Origin of the sequence: Vibrio diabolicus, from assembly GCF_011801455.1 — a bacterium.
Classification (GTDB): domain Bacteria; phylum Pseudomonadota; class Gammaproteobacteria; order Enterobacterales; family Vibrionaceae; genus Vibrio; species Vibrio diabolicus.
In genome coordinates, this window is sequence record NZ_CP042452.1 from 602,080 (window position 1) to 626,333 (window position 24,254).

Below are 24,254 nucleotides of genomic sequence, written 5' to 3' on the forward strand. Positions count from 1 at the left end.
ATTTAGAAGTTTCTTTTTAACCCCCATCAACCAGCTGCAGAAATGTCGTATTTCTTCATCTTATGGTTGAGAGTGCTCATTGGAAGTGCCAATTGCTCAGCGGCCTTCTTGGTGTGCCAATTGCAGGCATTTAAGCAATCGATGATCACTGTACGCTCGTATTGGCTAACGACGTCCTTAAGACTCTTTGAAACGTCTTCTAAATCCGCTTGTGCTTGCTGCTCGTAAGCAGGTTGCTCTGGGGTAGGTGAAGCTGCTTTCATGTCGATACTTGGCACACTTTCTGGGATTTGTTCGCCAAACTCAATGTGAGTAATGGTTTCAAAATCGGACAGTAGCACCGAGCGCTCAATGATGTTCTTAAGCTCACGCACGTTCCCTGGGTATTGATAGGCAAGGAGCTGTTTACGTACGTTGGCACTTAACCCTGGCGCTTGCGGCAAACCTAGCGTGTTGGTTGTGTGTTGCACGAAATGCTCAGCAAGGGGAATAATATCCGACTTGCGTGCTCTTAAAGGTGGCAATGTAATAGGGAACACATTCAAACGATAGAACAAATCGGCACGGAATCCGCCATCTTTGATTTGCTGCATAAGATTACAGTGGGTTGCGGCGATAACGCGAACGTCCACTTCAATCTCTTTGCTAGTGCCGATTGGGCGAACTTTACGCTCTTGCAGTACACGCAGTAACTTCGCTTGTAGTAGCATTGGCATATCGCCAATTTCATCTAGGAAAAGCGTGCCGCCGTTGGCTGCTTCAAACAAACCGACTTTGTCTTTGTCTGCGCCCGTAAATGAGCCTTTCTTATGCCCAAAGAGTTCTGACTCTAATAACTGCTCTGGGATTGCGGCACAGTTCTGTACGATCAAAGGTTGTTCTGAACGATTAGAGTTTTCGTGAATGTATTTCGCGATCACCTCTTTACCAGCGCCCGTTTCACCACGCAACAGCACATCGACAGGAAGAGATAGCACCTTATCAAGACGATTCAAGACATTGAGCATTTCTTCGCTCTCTGCAATAGGACCTTGATAGGCTTTCTGGGTACGCTTTTTGAGCTGAGTGTTCTCGCGTACTAAGGCTTGATTGTCGGCATTGAGATTTTTTATTACTTGCCCGTATTGCTCTAACCAAACGGCTTGGCGAATATTACTCGCAGCCATACGACAAAACTCAGTCAAGGCTGCCTCGTTGTCGATGACGTTCAAATCGAGTAAGACTAACAGTCCAATGGTTTTGCTTTCGCTATCAATCAAAGGCCAAGCCAGTAAGTTCTCGCTTTTTAATCCCAGTGTCTGCTCAGTTTGATAGATGCTTTCGCAGTCATAGCCGTTGTACTTATACAACTCGTTAATCAACACCACTTCACCATTACGAATGGCAAAGTTAAATGGGTCGTTCTCACTGGCTGAGTCTAACTGTAATGCTTCCCAAGGGTGGGAAACAATCGTTTTATCGTTATGGTGAGCGGTACTTGGAATCAACGCTTGCCCAGTCTGGTCCAAAACATAAATGATGCCGTGCTTTGCGAGGGTCATTTGTCTCGCCGCGGTCAACACAGCATCCAATGTTTGGGTAAGCTGGCTGCGATCAGCCAAAGACTGACTGATCGCAAGTAGGGCGTTACTAAGTTCGCTATGGTTAGCTGAACGCATAGGTTAGTGTTCCTTGCTCATCGACAGACACTTCGATTTGCGTATGTGAATCATCCTTGTCATGCACTAATAGCTGAGTCGATAGTTGCGGCAGCAACTGACGGTTGATGACCGCGTCGATATTACGCGCGCCTGTTTCAGCAAGGCGACAGTTACCTAGTACGAACTCAACCAAGCTTTCTTCGTAGCTTAGCGACAACTTGTGATGGCTCTGTAGACGTTGAGAAACTTTGTTCAGCTTGTGGTGAATGATTTCTGTCATCGCTTCATCAGACAGCGGAACAAACGGAAGCACAGACATACGCGCCAACAGCGCCGGCTTGAAGTGTTGGTTCAAAGTAGGGCGAATAGCTTCTGCGATGATGTTCGCATCGATGTCTTTTGATTGATGAACCAAAGATTCGATCTCATGCGTTGCAAGGTTACTGGTCATGATGATCAGCGTGTTCTTGAAGTCGATGGTGCGACCTTCGCCGTCGTTCAGCGTGCCTTTGTCGAACACTTGGTAGAACAGGTTCAACACTTCAGGGTCGGCTTTTTCCACTTCATCAAGAAGAACAACAGAGTATGGACGTTGACGAACCGCTTCTGTCAGCATGCCGCCTTCACCGTAACCTACGTAACCCGGAGGCGAACCGATTAGGCGAGATACCGTGTGCTTCTCTTGGAACTCAGACATGTTAATGGTCGTCATAAAGCGCTCACCACCAAACATTTGATCAGCGATCGCACGAGCCGTTTCGGTTTTACCCACGCCACTTGGGCCAACCAGCAGGAATACGCCTGTTGGTGCGTCTGGGTTACCTAGACCAGCTTTCGCAGTTTGAATGCCTTCAGACAGTGCATCGATAGCGTATTCTTGGCCTTTGATGCTCTGTGTTAGGCTTTCTTTCAGTTTTAGCGTGGTTTCTGCTTCGTCTTGAAGCATCTTACCCATAGGAATACCAGTCCAGTCCGAGATCACGTGGCTGACTTCATCTGGGCCCACTTCAAAGTGAACTAGTGGGTTGCCATTGCGGATTGCATCTAGCTGTTCTTGGCAGGCCGAAATTGCAATGCGAACGGCTTCTTCATCCATTTCTGCATATGGAGAAACGTCTTGCTCTGAATCTTCGTCTGCAACAAGCTCTTCTTCATTTGTTTCGCCGAAGACCAGTTCATGTAAGCGAGAGCGTAGAGCAATCATCTCTTGGATCTGCTCTTTTTCTTTGTGCCATTGCGTTTCTTGTTCTGCTAGCTCTTCTTTCGTTGTTTCCATTGCCAGTTTTAGGTCTGGAATGTTAGCAAGGCTGTGCTTGTCGCCAGTTTGCTGCAGAGCATCACGCTCAAGTGCTTCAAGCTCGCGCTGTTGAGCTGCAAGTTCTTGTTGCAGGGTCTCTACAGAAGCAGGAATAGCATTAAGGCTGATGTTCACTCGTGCACACGCCGTATCTAGTACATCGATCGCTTTGTCTGGTAGTTGACGACCAGAGATGTAACGAGCAGAAAGCGTTGCCGCAGCAGTGATGGCGTCATCACGCACGTAAACGTTGTGTGACTTCTCGTACGCTGGGCGCAGACCACGAATGATCAATGCTGCTTGTTCAGGAGACGGTTCGTCGAGTTTCACCAATTGGAAACGACGCGCAAGAGCAGGATCTTTCTCGAAGTACTTCTTGTATTCCGACCATGTTGTCGCAGCGATGGTTTTCACTTCACCACGCGCTAGGGCTGGTTTTAGCAAGTTTGCCGCGTCGCTGCCGCCTGCTTGGTTACCACCGCCAACAAGGGTGTGTGCTTCATCGATGAATAGAATGATTGGAGTTGGCGAGTTTTTCACTTCATCCAATACTGCGTTTAGGCGTTTTTCGAATTCGCCTTTTACGCTTGCACCAGCTTGCAGAAGACCCATGTCCAGGCCGTAAAGCTCAACACCTTTGAGGTTGTCTGGTACGTCACCTTGTACAATCTTAAGTGCCAAACCTTCTACTACTGCGGTTTTACCAACGCCCGGTTCACCAACAGCAATAGGGTTGTTTTTACGGCGACGAGCAAGAATGTCTACGATTTGGCGAATTTCTTGGTCGCGGCAGAAAACAGGATCGATTTCGCCTTTGCGTGCTTTACCAGTGAAGTCGGTTGTGAACTTGCTCAGTGCTGAGCCATCTTCACGAGCTTGTGTTTTCTCTGAAGTAGCAACTTGCGCCTCAATAGAGTGGCTTGTTAGTTCTGCAAAGTTACGTTTAAGGCTATCAGGGTTTACTGCTTCAAGGATAGAGGCGTAACCATGTTGGCCGTAACGGAGAGGGTTGCTAACAAGAGTAAGGAGTAGGGCGCCAGAGCGGATTTGTGTTTCGGATAGATCTAAAGAAGAAACCAGCCAGCTTTCTTGTAACCATTCGATTAATAAAGCAGAAAAAACAGGTTTGCTGCCATTTCCTTTGGCGTTGGTGTCGAGTGTAGATCGAACCGATTGTCTTAATAAGTTCTCAGAACAATCAAAATGACTTAATAAGACGTCAAAATCACTATTTGGCCTTTCTAATAGACTCAGTAAATAATGCTCAATTTGAACTTCGTTTGCTTTTTCAGAGACTGCAAGTGCAGCGGCGTCTTCTAATGCTACTTTTGCAATCGGGTGTAGACGCTGAATTAATGAAGAAAGGTTTATATTTATCATAGCCATTTTATTCTTTAGAGGAAAAGAGTAGCGGCTATTATACTAAAAGTGATTGCGTTCTTTTTTTATCAAGATATTTTGACTATCGTTTGTTGGTTATTTTTAATGATTATTGTGACATTAATGTTTGTGGTTATTTTAATGACGTTGTTATTCTAAATTAATTGATAGTAAAAGTGTCGGATTTATTAGTTTTAATGACTTTATTTACACAGTTTTATATGGTTATTTTCACTTTTTAAAATTAGAACAATTTATTATTATCTTAATCCAACTTTTTGTTTTTTTATCCAATAAATTGTACTCAAGATATTAGTGAATAATGTCTTAATTTGTTTAACTCGTTGTTTTTGTTGTGTTTTTAAAGTTGGCACGGACTTTGATTATACCAAGTAGTCGCGGTGATAAGCGATTTGGTGATTTAAACAAAACAGATTTTAGAAAAGGAAATAGCGATGCCAACTCCAGCATATATGTCTATCCAAGGTGAGACTCAAGGCCATATTACTAAAGATACTTACTCTGCAGATTCAGTAGGTAACACATGGCAAGAAGCTCACGTTGATGAGTTCCTAGTACAAGAACTTGATCACGTGCTAACTGTTCCACGTGATCCACAAAGTGGTCAGCCAACTGGTCAACGTGTACACCGTCCACTTGTTGTAACTAAAGTTCAAGATCGCTCATCTCCACTACTATTCAACGCACTAGTATCTGGCGAAAAACTTCCTGAGTGTGTGATCCGCTTCTACCGTACTTCAGTTCAAGGTAAACAAGAGCACTACTACTCAATCAAATTGATTGATGCGCTACTTGTCGATATCCAAACTCGTATGAACCACTGTCAAGACGCAGCAACAGCTGACCGCGTGACAGAAGAAGTGCTTAAGTTCACTTACCGTGCGATCGAAGTAACTCACGAAAACTGTGGTACTGCGGGTAACGACGACTGGCGTGCTCCACGCGAAGCTTAATTGCTCGTCGCGTAAAGATTCAGGGCCAACGATTGTTGGCCCTAATTCGATTATTTGTATCAGGTAAAAGATATGGTGAATGACGTAGAATTTAAATTTGAAGTGCCTGGATGTGGGCATGAATTTCGGGTTGAGAGCTTTCATGTTCATGAAGAGTTATCTAAGCCTTTCCACATCAATCTCTCATTACTTTCACTTGATCCAGATATCTCGTTCGATGAGTTAATACGTAAAGCTGGAACATTGACACTTTACGGACAAGGTGTTGGGGCTGCGCGTGTGTTCAACGGCGTGGTGAATGAAGTTCGTTACTTAGGGACTGGACGTCGTTTTTCGCGTTATCAATTAGTTTTAGTTCCTCAAGCTTGGTTCTTATCTCAGCGCCAAGATTGTCGTATTTTCCAGCAAAAGTCAGCGCAAGACATCATCACAGAAGTACTCGATGATGGGGCAGTCACCGATTACCGATTTGAAGTGTCGGGTACTTATCCTCCAAAAGAATACGTTCTGCAATATCGTGAGTCTGACTTGCACTTCGTGCAGCGCATGATGGCTGAACACGGTATGTGGTATTACTTTGACCATAGCGATTCAAATCATACGATGGTCATTGTCGACAGTAATGACGCGATTGCACCTTTGATAAGCTCACCACTAAATGCTTCATACATTGGGCCGATTGTTTATCATGCCGATGGTGGCGGTGTTGCCGATCGCGAACATATCTCTGATCTCGAGTTAGTTAACCGCGTTAGAACGGGACAGGTTACGTACACAGATTACAACTACGAACACCCTAAAATTCCACAAGAGATGACACAGGCTGGCGAGCTCGACCAAGATCTCAAGCAGTTTGATTATCCTGGACGATACGTTGACCCGCTGATGGGCCAAGTGAGAACCACGGAGTGGATGTCGGAACACATAGTCGATAATCAACAAGTGGAAGCAACGAGTGACGTAATGCGCTTAGCATCTGGTTACAGCTTTAACGTCAGTGACCACCCACGTTCTGAGATTAACCGCGATTACCTCATGTTGTCTGTAATGCACACAGGGCAAGATCCGCAAGTGCATGAAGATGAAGCGAGTGGTATGCCAACCACTTACTACAACCAGTTCTCATGTATTCCACGTGATGTGGTTTTTAAAGCGCCTAAACTAGCAGCACCAGTGGTTGATGGCCCTCAAACGGCGGTCGTTGTAGGACCAGAAGGTGAAGAGATTTACACCGACAAACTTGGTCGAGTGAAAGTACAGTTCCATTGGGATCGCTATGGCGATAACGATGAACACTCAAGTTGCTGGATCCGCGTAAGTCAATCCATGGCGGCGCCAACTTGGGGCGCTGTTTACTTGCCGCGTATTGGCCATGAAGTCGTAGTGACTTTCCTTGAGGGGGATCCAGATCGTCCGTTAGTTACGGGCGCAGTTTACAACGGTTTGCATTTCCCACCGTACTCTTTGCCAGAAAACAAAACTCGTACCACGTTCCGCACGCAAACGCATAAAGGAACAGGTTACAACGAGTTGAGTTTTGAAGACGAAGCGAACCAAGAAGAAGTCTATATTCACGCTCAAAAAGACATGTCTACCAAGGTGCTCAACAACCGTTACCGTGATATCGGTCAAGATGAATTCTTAAAGGTTGCACGTCACCAAACGAATGAAGTTCATGGTGACCATAAAGAAACCATTCATGGGCATAAAACGACACAAGTAAACAGTACGTTTACCGAGACAGTCGAGCAGGACGTTACCGTCACATACAACGCGAACGAAGCCCAGTATGTGAAAAACAATTCTGACTTAGAAATTGGTGATAACCGTACGACTAAGATCGGTAAAAATGATGATTTAGATATTGGTGAAAACAGTAACCTTACTATCGGTGCATCTAAGAGTTCAGACATTGGTGCGGATGATAACCAGACGGTTGGTGGCAACTTAACGGTATCAGTGAAAGGTAACACCGCTTATAAAGCCGATGGTGCGACGCAAATCATCAGTGGCGACAAGATTGTATTGAAAACGGGTGGTTCCTCTTTAGTGATGAACAGTGATGGTTCAATAAAGTTATCAGGCTCGGCTATTACGATCGAAGGCAGTGACAAAGTCGTCGTGAAAGGTGGCAACGTAGTGGTTAACTAACAATGGAAAAACAACCTCTTACAACAGAAGTAATATCAGAGCAGCAAGCCGAATCAACGGCTTGCTTTTCGCGTTTTGGAATAATAGTGGCTATCAATGAGTCTACGGGCAGTGTGCGAGTTGATTTTGATGGTAACCCATTTAAGCAGCCACTCACTGCGAGACTAGGACGTGGCTTTCGTCGTTCTGAACTGCAAATGGCTATCGATAATCGATTAAGTTGTCGAATTGAGTTTTTGAACGACGACTTAAGCTTGCCTCTTGTGACGGACATTTTTTTCTCCATTCTGGATGACTCTGATGAGTTTGTATTGCGAGCGAAGAAGATGGTTATCGAGACAGAACAAGAGTTGGTAGTCAAAAGTGGTGAGACAGAAACTCGCTATAGCGGGCGCGATGGACGAATTACCACTAAAGCGAAGTACGTCACTTCTCAAGCAGAAAAAGCACAAAAAATTCAAGGCGGAACGATCGCAATTAACTAGTTACATCGCGTTAGCTAATGGTTTTGTGTTAACAAGTCACGCCGAGTTAGCTAATCACTTTGTATTAACTAATTGCAATCGCGTTATGGCACGCTAATAACGGATAACTAGATGCGACAAAGAATCGGTGCCGAGCACCTAAAGGCACCCATAACCAATCAAGAAGTCGAAGGCGCGTTAGCAAAAGCTGAGCGCGCTGTGAATGACCTTTCCCAGTTGCCAGTAAAATGGCTGGATTTCTGTAATGAAAAGCTGTCCATTGCTTCTGAAAGTATCGGTTTTTTAATCAGGCAGCGAGTTCAAATTCACAAAAGGGGTTATCCAAGTCGTGAGTTGGAGTATCTCAAACTTATTGAACGCCAAATTGAAGAACTGAAGCAGGCGTACTTGTCGTTTTATCGGTTAGCACCGGGGTTGATTCATCAGTTAAGAGGCCAGGAGCCAGAAATCTACAGCTGGCTGATGCTACAGGGCGAGTTGGGCTCAGAGTTGGATAACCTTTTGTGCGGCTTGAGTTTGCTCGAAGATATTGACGCTAAAACTGCAATGGTCATTGCCGTACAATCTCCGGTTGAGTCTATGGATAGCACGCTTTCGGAGCTTATTGAGGGTAATGCGATATCCAGTGCGTTTTACTTTGAATGCTTACGTGTCCGCCAGACATTAAGTGCTTCTCTCATCAAGCGCTGGCACAAAGCCAGCATCATTAGCTCTCATGTTGCTTTGCCAATACTCGCTTTACAAGACGTGAAAGAGGGGATTGATTGGCTCAATGACAATGCAGGCAGCGAACAATATCTATTTGAACGTTTGATTACCAAACGTGACAGAGGCACTTGGTTCCGTCAGAGCTTTGGCATCGAACCAAATGGATTACCATCAGCGCAAGTGCTCACTTATGCCAAGTTGCTTGAGTTAAAAGAGTTTGAGGCGTTTGATATCTCTTCTTCATTAGCACCTGTTGATTTTGCTCTGAGTGGTGATTGGAAGTTGATGCCCCAAATCATCGAGCACTTGGAAAGTCTGGAGGAAGCTGAGGGTGAAATTTGGCTTCAAGCTTTGTATGTCGTCTACGGAAAGCTTCTTCCTCTGACTCCGCAAGATGTTGGTGTCGAGTATGAATGGGAAGAGATCGTCGATCTTCTCAATGAGTGGGTGGAAGATGAAAAACACATCCAAAATCTACCTAGCCGCTTGGGTTACGCATTGAGTTTTGAGTCTACGTTAGAGGCGATGCAAGATGCTAACGTTGATGTACTGTTCCGCGATTGGCTATGGCGTCAACTCTGTATTCAATCCAGAGCCTACGTGCCTTGGGATATGGCAATGCCGATTCATCAACAAGACTGGAACTTTAACAATTTAAAGGCCGCACCTTCTGCGAGCGAACGATTCAACTTAAGGAATAGCAATGCAGTTATGGGATATTGAGGCGCACCCTGAGCTATCACTTAAAGGTCGTTTTCAACGTGACGAAAACGGCGATGAAGTCTGGGTTGTGGTCGCCAAACGCACATGGCAATTCGATGGTGTGGTTTGGCACGAATTAGGTGAAAGTGAAATCTTCGATGATCCCCAATATTTGGGCGAAGAAGGTTTCTCTGCGATGAAAGTTGACCACGAATTCGCTTATACCAAAGACAACACAGACGTACTTGTTTACGGCAAAGCGCGCAGCTACGCGAAAAAGCCGGTGACATACCAAGAATGCCGCGTGTTGATTGATGGTCATATCGATAAGACTCTCGCTATTTACGGGGAACGCGTATGGGTTGAGCATGCTGGCAGTATCACGCTGAGTAATCCAATCCCATTTATTGAAAAAGACATTGATTACACTTGCGCGGTAGGCGGTGATTTACGTAACCGAATAGGTGGTGGGGTTGCCGACTCCAACAAAGAATTGCTTGAACAGAAAGTACCCTCGGTTTTTTATCCTCGAGAGGACTGGAGTGCCGCCGCGAAAAAACTACGCGTTGCGGGGTTCGGGCCAGTCCCTCCGTTCTTTGAGTCGCGCCAGAAGCTGGCCGGCACGTTCGATGACGATTGGATTGAGAACCGCAAGCCAATGTTGCCACTCGATTTTGATAAGCGGTTCTTCCAAAGCGCACCTATTGATCAGCAGTGCAAAGGCTTTCTTCGTGGGGGGGAGCGTTTGATGATGAGTGGCTTTTGTCATGATGACACGCTTTCATTCCGCATTCCTAAAGAGAAATATCGAGCAACTGCCGTTTTTAATAACGATAACTATCAAGTTGATATGGCGATGTACACCTTATTCGTTGATGCTGAAAAGAAAACTATATCAATCAGTTACACCGCCGCGTTTCCTTGTCAGGGCAAGGAGCATTTGTTGGTGTCGACATCGATCACTAAGTTGGAAGAGGTAAGTGAGCATGCATAATTCAACAGGCCGTTACGTGCTAGGTATGGAAGTGATGACGCCAACCGGTATGAATTTAGATATTGCCAGTGCAGTTTCGTATGCTGATTTAGGAAGATTCGACCAATGTGTAGGGGGTGATGGTATCGAGCGATTTACTTACGCAAAAATCGAATACACCAAAGAAATGGAACAGTTTGAGAAAACGTGTGAGTTAATAACCCACTTACTTGATTCATTGTTGGAACAATTGCCGCGTTCTTTAAAGCCGATTCCGTTACTTATAGCGGTGCCTGCGTCTATTTCACTAGTAAAGGTGCAAGAATGGCTTGGTGAAAGTCACTACGCTGACTTTCTCTCTGTGGTGAATGCCGTTCATGCCAGTGGGCCTAGTTTCGTTCTCCAGGCCATGAAATCATTGGATAAATACGATGCCATGATGTGTATCAGTGTCGATTCCTTGGTGAATTCGATGCAAACACTCATCGACGATGCGATGGTAATGAGTACGAATAATCCATGGGGCGTTATTCCGAGCGAGGGTGGGGCAGGTTTAATTCTTTGCCGTAGAAATACCATAGAGACATTGAAACTTAAGCCTCAAGCGCAACTTGGCTATATTGATACGGAATTAAATACTTCAGACCGAAGAGGTATGTTTCGACTTGTTCAACGTGCGAGTAAAAAGCTCGATTTATTTGGTGAAGTGTATTCCGATATGACGAACCTTCGCATGCACACGGAAGATTACGGCTTTGCTCTGGGGGCTAAAGCGGAACGGTTCACGAATCCAGAACAGCCACAGCTTATTAACGAATTGTGGGGCACGTTGGGCAGTTGCTCTTCTCTAGCCTTAATCGCCTTTGCGGTCAGAGATCACCATTTTAGGCAACCAACCACGTTGTTAATGTTTGACTTTCATGGTGACAAGGGGATTCTCCAGTTGCTGCAATGTTAGTAGGCACTCATCGATCAAATGGCAATGAAAATATACTCATATTATTAGGTTGAAGTTTGTAACACGAAAAAGCGTATAACTCATGCAGTGAAAGCGTAAGTAAAAAGGTCTAATAAGTTAGTAATAATAACTAAAATAATAGGCTTACTGTTTGTTTTAAATACCAACCTTGATACAAGTACGTTCAAGAAAATATTATTCAACTCTAATAATATTTATTCTATGAAAGAGTACTAAGTGTCTAATAATCAGAGTACAGCCAAAGGATATATCGATCAGTTGGTTGTTAAAGCTATTGAGAAAAAGAAACTGAATGAGCAAAGGCTAGCAGAAAAAAATAAGCCGAAGCTTGAGTACGTGCTTTTTTCACAGTTTGATGTATTAGACAAGCTTCCTTCTAAAAATGGTAAGACAACGGTTTACCATCTTGCAAAAAAAGGGCAGCCAGAGAAGCAAATCTGTTGCAAAGTTATCAATGATGACTCGCCAGAATTTGCGAGCAAAATGTTGATTAACGAAGCGAGCAGGCTGGAGCTTTCTCAACACCCTAGCGTGGCTAACTTTGTAAAAATCGGCAACGAATTCGAACGCCCATATTTGATGTACGAGTGGATCCAAGGTGAATCACTGGCGGAAAAAATGGAGCGTCATTCTTCTAAAGGCTTCCGCCACGACCACATCGCTTGGTTGGTGTATCAACTCGCTGGCGCTCTAGAGTTTATGCATACAAGAGGTATCTGTCATCTTGATATTAAACCATCTAACGTATTAGTGAGTGAAGGCGATTACGTTAAGCTCATTGATTTCGGCGCTGCTCGTTACATTGGAGAGACAGAACCTTACGCAGAGGCAAGCTTGAGCTACGCTTCCCCTCTTTATATAGAAACTGGCATCGCGGAACCGCAAGATGATGTTTACTCTCTCGCTTTGCTCGCTGGACATCTATTTTTAGGATCAATATTTGGTGATGCTTGGAATAAGCAGTTAAAAGACCGAAAGCGTCCGGCTTTGATCCCGGCTCATATTTGGAAATTGCTTAAAGAAGTCATCAACAAACCAAGAGGGCATGGCTATACCGCTATTTCTTTCGCCCAGCAGTTAGCACGAATCGATACTCAATCGATTAACTCAAATTCTAACGCACCAATTTTCAGTAGCTTGCGTAATGCGGATCTTCTGCTTACACACTGTAAGTCGAATGATAAAACAGCGTACGGACGCTTCAAACTATTGGAGGCGAGTTTAGTGTTGAGTGTGGTGGCAATGACAGGAAGTTATTTGTATCAGCAAAATTCGGATGCATTGGATGCTATTTTTGCCAAAGAAACGACACCTTTAAGTCACACAATCACGCCCACAGATACTGCTTCTTTTTTGGCTGAGCCGCCATGGAAAATCAAAGAAGTATTAGCAAAAACTGAGCAGAGCGTTGATACAACTAAAGCCTACCGAGAAGCGTATCGAGTTCAGCAATTAAGCCTTTCGGGTTTATATAATGAAAAACAGACTCAGTTGAAGTCTTATCAAGCTTTAGCTGATGGACTACCACAGACATTAGTGGATTTACGCAAGGAGCTTGTCACGTTACGAGAGGAACTCGTTCGTGATGGTGCATTGTTTCCCTATGCGGACGAAACACTGACTAAAGTGATGTCGGGTTTGAATGTCGCCTCTGTTGATTCCATGAAAGTATCTGCCATTGCTGGCAGTCGTGATAAGCAGATTGCTCACTTAATTTTAGATGGTGAAGCTAAGCTCGCAGAAGAAGAAATGAAAGAGGCGTGGTTATTAAACCAGTCACAGGCATATTTCTATAGCCAAATCTTACCAAAGAGAGTGATGGAAAATATTAATGACTCCATTGATAGACATGCAGAGGCGCACTTTTATACCAAAGCGATTGAAGAAGCTGAATTAGCCAAAGACTACTTTGGTAATACGCCAGAACTAGAAAAAAAAATAACAGACTTAATCATCGCAAGAAGCGAATTTATTTTGTTTAGTACGGTGATGGAGCAATCCATTTTCGACAAACAGAAATTGCATGAGTCCCTTGCTGATTTAGAACGAAATGCGCCAAGAAAATTTACAGAAATCACAAAAATTCTAGATAGCATGGCGTCGGATGCGATTAATCAGAGTCATCAGTTTTCTAAGCCTGCAAATGGTGCCATTGCCGTAGCTCGTGCATTGAGAGACTACTTGACTGAAGGAGACGTGAATTTTGTCCAACATTGATATCGATCGTCTGCTTAATCCTATTTCTGATGAATCTCCAGTGGGAAACGATGCCCGTTACGAGTTTTGCTATGAAATGATGGAAGCCGAGGTAAAAAAGTTCGGCTCTCTATTTGGCGAAACAGTCGACTGGAATGTAGTAAAAACCAATGCGATGGAAGTGCTCGAGCATCATAGTAAAGATTTAAAAGCACTTTGCTATTTAGTACGAGCGCTTGCCGAGGAATCTGGGCTCAAAGGTTTTGAGCAAGGTCTGAAACTGATTAATGAGGCGTTAGCTTGCTTCGGTAGTGATCTTTACCCGTCACGGAAACGCGGTAGAGACGGAGCGGTGGAGTGGTTGAATCATCAATTTAAATTGATGAGCACTAAGCTTGCGGACAGTGCGCAATCTTGGGAATTAGTTTCAGGCTGTATTTCGGCGATTGAAGAAGTGCAGCGTCAGTACGACGATGTTTACCAAGACTCCGAAGCTGACTTCTTTGAGATTCGCACGCAGCTCAATGTTTTATCTCAACAAGCAGCTGCCGATGACCAGAGCGATGACTCAGTCGCTACCATCGAACAAGCGGCACCAGCTACGCAGCCTGCCGCGGTAGAAACGCCAGCACAGAACGATGTTCAAACCGCTTCAGCGAAGACGGTTCCGCCGGCCCCTAAACCTGCGCCAGTTAAGAAAGCCGTAGCAAAAGAAGTCGATGTCGATACAGATTTCTCATCGCCTACGGCTTCAAAACGCACGTTAAAAAAAGTCGCGGAAGTCATGCTTCATGCGAATCCAAGTGATCCGCTGGCTTACCGAATTTATCGTCATCTGACTTGGGATGACATTGATGGTCTACCTGACCACCAAAACGATCAAACGCCATTGAGCTTGGCGGTATCGTCCGATCAACAAGCGGAATACCGCGACAAAGCCAATCAGGAAAGTGACATCGACACGATTAAACGTTTGGAGCGCACGCTAACTGACGCGCCATTTTGGCTCACAGGCCACCATTTCGTGTATTTGATGCTTACTAACTTAGGTTTTGATGACGCAGCACTTGCCGTGAAACAAGAAGTAAAGCGGTTTGTTGAGTCACTGGAGGGCATCGAACGCCTCTCTTTTAAGAATTCTATACCATTTGCAGATGAAGCAACATTGAGTTGGTTGTCTACTCAAGATGCTACTTCATCGGCAGCACAAACTGTTGTACAGACGGTTGTGATCGCTGAAGAAGATTCATTGCTGGTGGAGGATATCACTCTAGAAAATCTAGGGGAATATGCCGCAGAACTCGCCCGCAAACTTGAGCTGGATGGCTCAGGGCGTGGACAGTTCATGCTGTATTTACAATTGATAGCAGCTTACCAGTCTGTTGGATTATACCCGTTGTGTTTGCCGTATCTTGAGAAGGGGTGGGAAGTACAAAATGCGTTTAATCTCGCGAGCTGGGAACCCCACTTATCGTCGCAGTTAGAAGACCTGATTCGAAAAACACTCCATCAGTTATTCAGAAGTAAGGATCTTTTACCTGAGAAGTATGAAGAGTGGAAAGCAATTTATGACTAATTAAAGAGTTAGATAAGGAACGAATTATGTCACGTGACGGCTCGGTGGCTCCTAAAGAGCGAATTAATATCCGTTATGTTCCAGCAACTGGCGATACGCAAGAAGACGTAGAACTGCCGCTAAGCATGATGGTGGTTGGCGACTTTACTGCACGTGCAGATGAGACGCCAATTGAAGAACGCACTCCAATCAATATCGATAAAGACAACTTTAACGAAGTGCTAGAAGGCATGTCTCCAAACGTTAAAGTGAACGTTGAAAACCGTCTTTCTGATGAAGAAGGCGGCCAAATCGGTGTTGATCTAACGTTCCAAAACATGAAGGACTTCTCTCCAGAAGCGATTGCGAAAAGCGTGCCTGAACTAAACAGCCTGCTTGAACTTCGCGAAGCCTTGGTGGCGCTGAAAGGCCCTCTAGGTAATGTTCCTGCATTCCGCAAGAAGATCGCATCAGTACTTCAAGATGAAGACGCGAGAAAGAAACTGTTGGATGAACTAAGCATTGGCAACGACCAAGAAGCGAAAGAAGAGTAAGGGATATCATGTCTGCAGAAGCACAAGCGCCAGAACAAGAAGCAGCCTTAGTTGAATCAGGCTCACTTCTGGATAGCATTCTTAACGAAACTCGTTTAAAGCCAAGTGATGAAGGTTTTGACGTTGCAAAACGTGGCGTAGAAGCATTCATCAGTGAGTTACTAAGCAGTTCGAACACAGAGAAAGTCGACCAATCTCTGGTTGATCTGATGATCTCTGAAATCGACCAAAAATTGTCCAAGCAAGTTGATGCAATTCTTCACAACGAAGAAGTTCAAGCGATTGAATCAACGTGGCGCGGCCTTAAGTACCTGGTTGATCACACTGACTTCCGTGAGAACATTCAAATTGAATTGATCTCTGCAAAGAAAGATGAAGTTCTTGATGACTTCGAAGACGCACCAGAAGTGGTGAAGTCTGGTTTGTACAAACAAATCTATACGCGTGAATATGGCCAATTTGGTGGTAAACCTGTTGGCGCAGTCATTTGTGACTACGATATGTCGGCTTCGTCTCCAGACATCAAACTGATGGAGTACATGGCAAACGTGGGTGCAATGTCTCATGCACCATTTATTACATCGGCGTCTGCGAAGTTCTTTGGTTTAGATAGCTATGAAGAGCTACCGAATCTAAAAGATCTTAAGTCAGTATTTGAAGGCCCACAATACACTAAATGGCGTAGTCTACGTGAACACGAAGATGCACGTTACCTAGGTCTATGTACGTCTCGCTTTATGCTACGTACACCTTACTCTGTAGAAGATAACCCAATTAAGGCGTTTGACTACGATGAGCAAGTAACAGACAGCCATGACAACTACCTATGGGGTAACTCTGCGTACGCGATGGCATCAAAAATTAGTGAATCTTTCGCTAAGTACCGTTGGTGTCCAAACATCATTGGTCCTCAAAGCGGTGGTACTGTGCATGACTTACCGGTTTACAACTTTGAAGCCATGGGTCAAATCGAAACTAAGATCCCAACTGAGATTCTTGTTTCTGACCGTCGTGAGTACGAGCTAGCAGAAGAAGGCTTCATTGCGCTAACTATGCGTAAAGGTTCTGACAATGCGGCGTTCTTCTCTGCAAACTCAGTTCAAAAACCGAAAGTGTTTGCGAACACGCCAGAAGGCAAACAAGCAGAGATGAACTACAAGCTAGGTACTCAGCTTCCTTACATGTTCATCATCAACCGTCTAGCACACTACATCAAAGTGCTACAGCGTGAGCAAATTGGTTCTTGGAAAGAGCGTTCTGACCTAGAAATCGAACTGAACAAGTGGATTCGTCAATACGTTTCTGACCAGGAAAACCCGCCAGCGGAAGTTCGTGGTCGCCGTCCGCTTCGTGCTGCTAAGGTTGAAGTATCAGACGTAGAAGGCGACCCAGGTTGGTACAAAGTATCAATGTCTGTACGTCCTCACTTCAAGTACATGGGTGCAAGCTTCGACTTGTCTTTAGTTGGTAAGTTAGACCAATAACCCATTGCTGAAACCATAAAGCAGCCAGTAAAGACTGGCTGCTTTTTTCGTAGGAGTGAAGATGGAAAAAGGTTATCGCCTTTTAGAGCGGATTGAGCTTGGTGAACCCAAAAACTGTTACGAGAAAGTCGTTTCTCACAAGCATTTGATTGAATCTATTCATTCTCATCTCGCAGACTTGCTGAATACCCATTCTGGGAATGCAATGATCGACAATGAGTATGGTTTACCAGATTTTAATGACGTACTTTCTAACAACACGAACCTAGTTCGCCACATTCAAAAAAACATCACGTCAACCATAGAACGCTTTGAACCGCGACTGTTGAATGTCGAGGTTAATTATCGTGAAGATCACCATAACCCGCTACAACTCGGCTTTGGTATTCGCGGCGAAGTTTCCCATAACGGCGGTAAAGTCCCAATGTCGATAGACGTCTACATGGGAACCGACGGCCAATTTAACGTTTAGTAGGTGCCACTTGAGTAACAGTAAATACTTTCAAGATGAACTCACGTATTTGCGTGAGTCGGGTAGTGAGTTTGCCAAATATCATCCGAAGTTAACTCACTTTCTCTCTGAGGGAACCTTTGACCCAGATGTCGAACGACTGCTCGAAGGTTTTGCCTTTCTGACAGGTCGAATCCGCGAGAAGATTGATGATGAACTGCCTGAGCTGACGCAATCTCTGATGACTTTGCTGTGGCCACATTACATGCGTTCGATTCCGTCTTTGTGCATTAGCGAACTAAAACCGCATACCGGAAGTGTTACTGAGAAAACCGTGGTGAAACGTGGCGCAGAAATGGCAAGTGAACAGGTAGAGGGCACGCAATGTTTGTTCCGTACTTGTTACGACGTCAATCTATACCCAATTACGATCACTAACATCGAACAGACCAACAGCCGCACCAGTTCGATGATTGATGTGACTTTATCGACGGAGCATGGTCTTGAACTGTCTCGGATCGGTTTAGACACGCTGCGATTACACCTACATGGCGAGATTCATATTACTCGAACTGTCTTTTTATGGCTGTTCCGTTACCTAGATTATGTCGAATTAGATGTTGGTGGTGGTTACAAACATCGCTTAGGGCCAGAATACGTTAAGCCAGTTGGGCATGAAGAGGACGAAGCGCTCCTGCCTTACAGCAAAAATTCATTTGCAGGCTATCGTTTGCTGCAAGAATTCTTCTCTTTGCCAGATAAGTTCATGTTCTTCGACATTAAAGGCTTAGAGTGGCTAAAAGGCATTCCACAACGTAGCACGGTCAAAATCAAATTCCACTTTAAGCGTGCATTACCGTCAGAGGTGGTGCTTAAAGATAAACACTTGAAGTTGCACTGTACGCCTGCCGTTAATTTATTTGAAAAAGATGGCGATCCAATTCGTTTAGAGCACCGACGTAACGAGTACAAGGTACGTCCGCAAAGCAACACTCAGGAGCATTACGAAGTCTATTCCATTGAGCAAGTGGAAAGCTGGAGTAAGGACGAGCGTCGTCGAAAGTCTCTGATTGAATTTGAATCATTTGAGCATCAAATTAACCAACGAGATAAGCGCGAGTTCTACAAATCTAAAGTTGCTGAGCGTGTAAGCGGTAGAGGCCTTGAACGCTACATATCATTTCATACTCATAATGGGGATATTGCGGAACTGGGGACAGAAACGGTACTCATGAAACTGCAATGTAGTAACGCAGATTTGGCGGAACGTTTGTCAGTGGGGGATATCACTTACGCGACTCATAAATCACCGACCTATGCGACGTTTAGGAATATTACCAAGCCCACTCAATCGGTCAGTCCGCAAGTGAATGGTGAGCTTCAGTGGCAGCTAATTGCGAATATGTCACTCAACTATTTATCGCTGGCAAATATTGATGTACTTAAAGTACTTCTCTCTACCTATGATTTCCACTCTCGAGTTGACAGACAAGCGCACCGTGCATCAATTCATCGACTTGATGGGGTTATCTCTTCGGAAATGAAACCAATCGACCGTGTGTTTCGTGGCGTTTCGGTACGCGGCAATCAGTTTAAGTTGGTCACCAATTCCAAATTTTTTGTCAATGAAGGCGACATGTTCTTGATGGCGACGGTGCTTAACGAATTCATCCGTTTGTATTCGAGTGTGAACTCCTTTACCGAACTGGAAGTGTTTGATGAAGCGACAGGCGAGGTTTATAACTGGGCAAGTCTTATCGGACAGCAGACGATACTATGATTAATACACTTTCTGATAAGTCGAATGAGTTTAGTTTCTATCAAGCAGTCTTGCTGCTAGAGAAGCATTATCAACTAGAGCCGAACTCTAACTTTGTCGCCGTCGGTGAGAACAAGTACTTCCACCAAGAACGTATTGAGTTCAGCGTTTCGCCAAACTTATCTTTTCCAAAGAGCGATATGGACTTTATTGCTCATATGGAGAGAAATGGCCAGCAGTATTCTAGAGTCGAAACCAACTTTCTTGGCTTGCATGGTTCAAGCTCACCACTTCCTGCTTCTTATACTGAGAAACTGGCAGGGCGAGATCCTGAAGACAATCCGGTAAAAGATTTCTTTGATTTTTTCCATAATCGGTACACCAGTTTGTTGTACCGGGTTTGGAAGAAATACCGATATCACGTGCAGTACCAAAGCGGGGCAAGTGATGCCTTCTCTGGACGTATTCTGCACTTGGCGGGCCTATCTAGCGTAATGCAAGATAGTAAGGTCGCAGAGTTAGATCGAGCGAAAATACTGTCTTATGTAAACCAACTTTCTACGCGTACACGCTCTCCAAAGCTGATATCCGGTATTGTTTCGCACTACTTTTCACTGCCGAATGTGCGCATTGAAGAGTGGGTATATCGCCGCGTAGAAATCGCAGAAAGCCAACGGAATAAACTCAACCGTGCTAATTGCATATTAGGGCAAAATTTGCACTTAGGACAAAGCATTGCGGATTTAAACGGCAAATTTAACCTCTGCATCGACAGCATCGATTTTGAAACATTTAAGCAGTTTTCCTACGATGGTGAGTTACACAAAACACTGGTTGGCCTGATGCGTTTCATTTTGCGTGACCCGATGTCGTGGGACTTAAAGTTGACAGTTAACTTAGATAGTATTCCAGAGAATAAGCTAGGTAATGGGGAAGGGAACCACTTAGGACAAACATTCTGGTTAGGTAACCCAAGTGATAAAGATGCCAAAATCCGAGTTATCGGAAGCATATAAGAAAGCCGCTCTACGAGCGGCTTTTTATGTTGTCATCAAAAAGGTCAGAAAAGCTTAACGGCTGATCGGCTGGTGAAGTACGACGGTAGTATCAAGCCTTTGAATCCCGTTAAATGACTCAATTTCGTTACAAAGATGATGAATAGACTGCAGATCGGGCGCTTCAATTAGGGCAATAATATCAAAGTTGCCACCAACAACGCTTGTTAAGCGAACCTCAGGGATTTCTTTAAGCGCATTTGTTACATCATTTTTCTTACCCTTTTCACAAGATATCAATAGATAGCTTGCGGCTTTGCGCCCTTCGTTTTCTACACGAATTTGTGCGGTATAGCCTTTGATAATACCGGTCTTTTCTAAACGATTAATCCTTTCTGCTACTGCTGTACGAGACAAACCAATGTTTCGAGATAGATTCGCAATAGACTCACGCCCGTTTGACAATAGACTTGAAAGTATTTTTCGATCTAATTTATCTAAACCTTGTAAAGTCATGTTTGAAATCATGTGTTCTGCCTATTTTGTTTTTATATTGTTATTTAATCGACTCTGGGAGCGTAAAGTTATATAGCTCAGCAAGAGTGAATGGGTTTTTCTGCGTCAATGGAGTGATGCGTAAGCTTAAGTCCCTCCCTGACACTTTTATGTCACTGACAAAGCTGCCGTTATGAGTGTTTGTCAAGGTCGAGTCACCTAGCAATCTGTATATCGCCCATTGACCACTCTTATTTAAAACGTGCTGTCTACCTTCGTCGGTTACATCCTGGAGTGTGATACTAATATTGAAGTCACCATTTTGCGGTGGCCAGGCCATTTCACGAATTCGGCTTGGACCGTGGTAGTAACTCATATTGGTATCCGCAATTTTTAAACTGGCTCTAATTGCACTAGAGTCAAGGTCGAGTACTCTTGCACTAAACGGAATATGAACTCGGTTGGTGCTTTTATTAATTAATGTATCTCGAATGACATTATAGTTGCGTAGTTGCACTAGCAGAGCTGGAGAGATTGGCATCGTCTCGCCATCTACCTGCTTTGGCGTCCACAAGTTCGTATCGTAGAACGGTGCAAAGTTTTTCTGAATAAATGTGTCTAACAAGCCACCTGAAGCAAATAGCAATTCGAAATCTTCAATTGAGATTTCCTCGGTCGCTGTTAGGTCAAATGGATATTTCCCTAATCCAATCTCTTTAAACTTGGTATAAATTTCACTGTACCACTGAGTTTGGATGCCTTTTGCGGACTCTGTAATCATTACTGACCAGCTTTGCTGAACCACATCTAGTAACCAGCTGCGAACGGGTTCTGGTGATTTTTGTGCAATCTGTTTAAGCTTGATTAATGGGTCCGCCTCAGTACTGTTCATTCGATGCTGTGCTGCTGCTAGCGCCGCCATTTGTGGATCTGGCGCGTCGGCGATGTCCTTCATGTAGGTGCGAACACGGCTCAACGCTGCAACGGTCTCATCCCAAGGAGTTGGGGAGTTTGGTGTCTCACTCACTTGAAGCTGGTTTAATAGGTGAAAGGCTTGCTCAACACGTTGCATTAGCAAGTAATCAGGCTTTACCACTTCTTCTACGGCATCTGATGCAGAATCTGCTGCTGCCGCGAGTTTCGGGTCAAGTTTTGAAATTAGAGCGCTTTTTTCGCCAACGGGTGAAAATTGTGTGTTGGCATAGACCTGCTTCAATACCGTTGTCATTGGTGAAGAAGGGCCAGAGATTAAGTCTATCGCGTTGGTCAGGTCACCAACGTTGTCATAGTTTTGGACTTTGAGCTCACTCAGCGCATTACGCCAGTTATTGATGTAGTCATCAGTATATTTTTTTCGCACTTCTTCTTTAAAGGCTTCTTGCTCTTCGTTGGTAGGGATGACATGTTGCGATAGACCTAGAACCCAGTTGTCGCTGATTACTCGTTGTGACATTAAGTCCACGCGTGGTCGATAAAAGGTGCTGAAACCAGTGGAGGTATAGATCTTATCGACGATTAAGCGTTCGCTATCGATTGGCGTATTAAATACATTGCTAAACTCAAAACCGACGGCTCGTTGCAGATCTAATGTTCCTAAATCAATAGAGCTTGCTTCGTTTAAAATGCCTGCATACACGAGGTCGACATTCGAATTTGCAAGTAATGAGCGACGTGTTGCACGAACAAGATCCATGTTGATATCGATTGGAGCAAATTGTGTGCGAAAGTAGGCGTCTAAGTAGCGCATGGCCTGATCAACGACGTCACTTTGGTTACTCAAATCACTCATCATTTGGAGTGTTTGATGACGTAAAAAACGGATATCACGCTTAGATGGATCGTTAAGCATTAAATACCCCTTCAATAGAGGTAAAGCGCGCGTGAAAGCGTTTTGACTTTGTGCTAATTGTAGGCGGTAACCTTTCTCAATCAGAGGTATTAGCTGCTGAGCGACTTCCTTAAGTAACGCTTCGTAGGCAATGCGAGTGCTTTGATCCAAACGGCTAATATTGAGTGGTAATATTTCCTCATCTAAAGCCTTAGAACCTTTAAGCCATGCCCCATAAGACGGTTCTATCGCTTTGGTTGCATTTTCTAAAAGCTCACTAAATCTTGCATCGTGCTCTGCTTGTGATTTGTCATCAATACTTAGTAGTTGATTCATCACATGTAAATTACTGTCTAACGTAGTTGCAAAAAAGTAACCACCGCCAGCAAGCAGAATAATGGAGCCGAGTATGGCTAAACGGCTTTGTCTCTGAATTAGACGAAGATACGTCTTGTTTTCTCCCGCAAAATCGCTCTCAGGCAATATTTGCGAATCAATCAGAAAGCGAGAAAAATACGGTGTTTCCGTCAACTGGGTATGCTCTGAGGCGATAATTGGTAAGTTGAAGTAATTACTACAACTTTTTGCTAGTAAATTGTATTTACGACCGCCCTGTAAATTTGAGCTAAAGAAAATTTCACGGATATCTAGCGAATAAACACCGTTGTTAACATCACACAGACGCTCAAGAACATAGCTGACTTCAGACTGACATAGCTCAAACTGCTTAGGGAAAGCGAGAATTGCCTGTTTCTCGTCGATATCTGTTGAGTTAGCTGATGCATCTAGCGCGTTACTTTCAAGCACTTTAACTAGATTTCGGTAGCTATCACGGTAGTATTCTGAAAAAACACCTTTGGCCTCTTTCAGCGGGATAGAAAGGAACTCTACACGTGTCTTAAGAGAACTAAAGTGCATGTATTCTTTAAATCCATCTAACTTGTCTAGCTTCGACATAATTAGATAAATGGGTAATGCTGACGACGTTTTAGAGTTGATAGTGCTCAAGCGCTCCAATAACGACGAAATAGTGTACTCTTTTTGTTCTGGCTCAGAGACGATCATGAACTCGAAGTCGATAAAGAATAAACAGCCAGAAAATGGTTTTCTAGGTCGGTGGCGAATCACTTCTTCGATGAATGTATTCCATAAAGAAGCATCACTGCTTGATATTTCTTGAAACACTAAGCGTTGGTCAGGTTTGATGTATACAGCGCTGTCAGATTCGTACCATTCAAAAAAATCATTCTTAGCGGTTCTCGTGCGATCCATTGGTTTAATTGCACTAGAATTAAATAAAAATTGACGTCGCCCTGACCCTTTATTACCAAGCATCAGATAAATTGGTTTCTTGCCTGAGTTAGCAAGAAGAGGTTGGATAACCATAGAAAGAGCTTCTTCCTCAGTTTCCAAATTTTGAGCTTTAGCGCTGTTCTTTTTTTTCAACCATAGTGTGAATTGAAAAGTGATGTAGAAAATGGCGATAACACCAAGGCTCAGCCAAAGATACAGTTTATCTGCATCTTTTAGAAAAAGAAGATAAATAGCGGTAATGGTTATCGCCACTAAAAGCGTTAATATAGTAGAAATCACAACTGGATTTCTAAACAGTTTTTGTTTGAACATAAGCCTAAAACTTCTTTAATTG

Annotated in this window: 17 protein-coding genes; 13 read left to right on the forward strand and 4 right to left on the reverse strand. The window is 44.1% G+C overall.

What is annotated here, in order from left to right; all coding sequences use genetic code 11:
* Positions 1–26 precede the first annotated feature (26 nt).
* Together FR741_RS18060 and tssH are read right to left on the reverse strand one after the other, a co-directional pair.
* Positions 27–1,658: a sigma-54-dependent Fis family transcriptional regulator gene (locus FR741_RS18060; RefSeq protein WP_167427363.1), complete on the reverse strand. Its 1,632-nt coding sequence runs from the start codon at positions 1,656–1,658 to the stop codon at positions 27–29.
* Positions 1,645–4,317, reverse strand: a complete 2,673-nt coding sequence (tssH, locus tag FR741_RS18065) for a type VI secretion system ATPase TssH (protein WP_167427862.1) — start codon at positions 4,315–4,317, stop codon at positions 1,645–1,647. Before tssH ends, FR741_RS18060 begins: the two co-directional genes overlap by 14 nt.
* A 455-nt stretch (positions 4,318–4,772) precedes the next feature.
* On the opposite strand from tssH, the gene FR741_RS18070 reads away from it, so the two are divergent.
* The 13 genes from FR741_RS18070 to tssG all read left to right on the forward strand — a co-directional run bounded on the left by FR741_RS18070 (position 4,773) and on the right by tssG (position 20,304).
* Positions 4,773–5,291: an Hcp family type VI secretion system effector gene (locus FR741_RS18070; RefSeq protein ID WP_005373415.1), complete on the forward strand. Its 519-nt coding sequence runs from the start codon at positions 4,773–4,775 to the stop codon at positions 5,289–5,291.
* Positions 5,292–5,363: 72 nt separating this feature from the next.
* On the forward strand, positions 5,364–7,442 hold the full coding sequence (gene tssI, locus FR741_RS18075) for a type VI secretion system Vgr family protein (RefSeq protein ID WP_109169809.1): 2,079 nt from the start codon (positions 5,364–5,366) through the stop codon (positions 7,440–7,442).
* A gap of 2 nt (positions 7,443–7,444) precedes the next feature.
* Positions 7,445–7,927 (forward strand): hypothetical protein, encoded by a 483-nt coding sequence (locus tag FR741_RS18080; protein WP_005392644.1) that lies wholly within the window; start codon positions 7,445–7,447, stop codon positions 7,925–7,927.
* A gap of 111 nt (positions 7,928–8,038) precedes the next feature.
* Positions 8,039–9,358: a hypothetical protein gene (locus FR741_RS18085; protein WP_167427364.1), complete on the forward strand. Its 1,320-nt coding sequence runs from the start codon at positions 8,039–8,041 to the stop codon at positions 9,356–9,358.
* On the forward strand, positions 9,339–10,331 hold the full coding sequence (locus FR741_RS18090; protein WP_167427365.1) for a DUF2169 family type VI secretion system accessory protein: 993 nt from the start codon (positions 9,339–9,341) through the stop codon (positions 10,329–10,331). Before FR741_RS18085 ends, FR741_RS18090 begins: the two co-directional genes overlap by 20 nt.
* A complete protein-coding gene (locus tag FR741_RS18095; RefSeq protein WP_167427366.1) occupies positions 10,324–11,268 on the forward strand; it encodes a hypothetical protein in 945 nt (314 codons plus the stop codon). The genes FR741_RS18090 and FR741_RS18095 overlap by 8 nt, the downstream gene beginning before the upstream one ends.
* 237 nt (positions 11,269–11,505) lie before the next feature.
* Positions 11,506–13,506: a serine/threonine protein kinase gene (locus tag FR741_RS18100; RefSeq protein ID WP_167427367.1), complete on the forward strand. Its 2,001-nt coding sequence runs from the start codon at positions 11,506–11,508 to the stop codon at positions 13,504–13,506.
* On the forward strand, positions 13,493–15,061 hold the full coding sequence (gene tssA, locus FR741_RS18105) for a type VI secretion system protein TssA (protein ID WP_167427368.1): 1,569 nt from the start codon (positions 13,493–13,495) through the stop codon (positions 15,059–15,061). The genes FR741_RS18100 and tssA overlap by 14 nt, the downstream gene beginning before the upstream one ends.
* 26 nt (positions 15,062–15,087) lie before the next feature.
* The gene (gene tssB / locus FR741_RS18110; protein ID WP_006741091.1) at positions 15,088–15,594 is read left to right on the forward strand and encodes a type VI secretion system contractile sheath small subunit; all 507 of its coding nucleotides are present in this window, start codon (positions 15,088–15,090) and stop codon (positions 15,592–15,594) included.
* Between the two features lie 8 nt (positions 15,595–15,602).
* Positions 15,603–17,078, forward strand: coding sequence for a type VI secretion system contractile sheath large subunit (gene tssC / locus FR741_RS18115; RefSeq protein ID WP_005392635.1), 1,476 nt, complete (start codon positions 15,603–15,605; stop codon positions 17,076–17,078).
* A gap of 61 nt (positions 17,079–17,139) precedes the next feature.
* Complete coding sequence (gene tssE, locus FR741_RS18120) at positions 17,140–17,550, forward strand: type VI secretion system baseplate subunit TssE (RefSeq protein ID WP_005392634.1); 411 nt, start codon at positions 17,140–17,142, stop codon at positions 17,548–17,550.
* A gap of 10 nt (positions 17,551–17,560) precedes the next feature.
* On the forward strand, positions 17,561–19,309 hold the full coding sequence (gene tssF / locus FR741_RS18125) for a type VI secretion system baseplate subunit TssF (protein ID WP_006741090.1): 1,749 nt from the start codon (positions 17,561–17,563) through the stop codon (positions 19,307–19,309).
* Positions 19,306–20,304, forward strand: coding sequence for a type VI secretion system baseplate subunit TssG (tssG, locus tag FR741_RS18130; protein WP_167427369.1), 999 nt, complete (start codon positions 19,306–19,308; stop codon positions 20,302–20,304). Before tssF ends, tssG begins: the two co-directional genes overlap by 4 nt.
* Positions 20,305–20,358: 54 nt before the next feature.
* Here the strand turns inward: tssG and FR741_RS18135 are convergent, their stop codons facing one another.
* Together FR741_RS18135 and tssM are read right to left on the reverse strand one after the other, a co-directional pair.
* On the reverse strand, positions 20,359–20,811 hold the full coding sequence (locus tag FR741_RS18135; RefSeq protein ID WP_005373369.1) for an Lrp/AsnC family transcriptional regulator: 453 nt from the start codon (positions 20,809–20,811) through the stop codon (positions 20,359–20,361).
* Between the two features lie 28 nt (positions 20,812–20,839).
* On the reverse strand, positions 20,840–24,232 hold the full coding sequence (gene tssM / locus FR741_RS18140; RefSeq protein WP_167427370.1) for a type VI secretion system membrane subunit TssM: 3,393 nt from the start codon (positions 24,230–24,232) through the stop codon (positions 20,840–20,842).
* Positions 24,233–24,254: the final 22 nt, after the last annotated feature.